The following is a 1484-nucleotide window of genomic DNA, read 5'->3' as shown; positions in this document are numbered from 1 at the left end:
GTGGCCCGGCTCATCGATAAGCAAGCGAAGCAATAGCAGCGGCAGCGCTGGACGCAACCACTCTCCGAAGCCCGTAGTCTCTGGCATGACTACACCGTATAGCAGGATAGTTGCTGTAGCAACCAGTTGCGGGCCTGACTCACCGGACACGTGACTCTCAGTCTCAAAACGCTAAAGGTTTACAAGACACACGCGGCAAGCAAGTCGAGAACCGGGGCCCCTGCGGGAACCGGCACAAAAAGTGTCTCGCTAACCTGTCTTACCGCAATGTGCCCCGCCTTCTTCCACACCGGTGTTTAGTGAGACATGATGGTGGGTATGAGACTGTTGGGCTACACCTGTGTGTGGTCAACTCTTTGGCGGCGGTAGGGACACCAGATTCCAACAGCGCGGACAGTTGTTTTTCCGCACTTCGGACACCCCGCCACACCGCCCGCCACTCCATCATCGGCGGCGACCTCACAACAACACTGACCACACCGGTCGGCACACCCCGACGACCCCCCGCCTGAGCGACCCCACCACCCCGACGTCGCCAGGGCGGCCACAGTCACCGCCGACCGGCCCGGATAGGTTCCCCCTCAACGGTGCTCACCTCGTCTTCCACAACTCCATGAGCATCGGGAAGGGAACAGAAAGGAAGATGACGGTGACCATGACCGTTGTAGAACGTATCAGGGCTCTCGACGCCCAAGGAATGCCCGCGACACAGATCGCAACCCGGGTCGGCGTACACCGCGACACCGTCGCGAAGTACACCGGCATCGACAACTTCTCCCCACGACCACTCCGCAAACCCTTCAACGCCGGTACCCAGGCCCTGGCCGGATTGACCGGCATCATCGACGGTTGGCTCGACGACGACACTCACCGGCCTCGGAAACAACGGCACACCGCCCAACGCATCTACGACCGACTCGTCGACGAACACGGCTACACCGGCTCCTACAAAACCGTCCAACGCTTCGTGAAACTGCGTAAACAGGCCGCGCAGGGCCCCACCGACGGTTACTCCGAACTTGTCTGGCCCGCCGGCCAGGCCCAGGTCGACTTCGGGCAGGCCACCGCGGTCATCGCCGGAGTCACCACGCTGCTGCACTTGTTGGTCGTCACTTTCCCCCAGTCGAACATGCGCTACGTCCAGAGCTTTCTCGGCGAAACCGCTGAATGCGTCTGCCAGGGCCTGCGCACCATCTGCGAACACATCGGCGGCGTGCCCACCATGATGGTCTTCGACAACGCCACCGGCATCGGACGGCGCCACCGCGACGACATCACCGAGTCCCGACTGTTCGCCGCATTCAAGGCGCACTACCGCACCAGTGCGCGTTACTGCAATCCCTACGCCGGCAATGAGAAAGGCAACGTGGAAAACGCCGTCGGGTTCCTACGCCGCAACCTGATGGTCCCCGAACCCGCCGCGATCAGCATCGACGCACTCAACACGGACCTTCTTGCCCGCTGTGACGCACTGGGGGCCAGGG

The 1484-nt window shown here is 62.1% G+C and carries 1 protein-coding gene; it reads left to right on the top strand.

The genetic code is table 11. From position 1 onward, the window contains the following. Positions 1 to 655: 655 nt before the first annotated feature. The coding region (gene istA, locus CVA01_RS14715) for an IS21 family transposase (RefSeq protein ID WP_244938330.1) at positions 656 to 1484 on the top strand (829 nt) is incomplete at its 3' end.

It is taken from the genome of Corynebacterium variabile (assembly GCF_006539825.1).
Classification (GTDB): domain Bacteria; phylum Actinomycetota; class Actinomycetes; order Mycobacteriales; family Mycobacteriaceae; genus Corynebacterium; species Corynebacterium variabile.
Note: the sequence above shows the minus strand (reverse complement) of the source record. Positions and strands in the feature narration are given on the sequence as shown.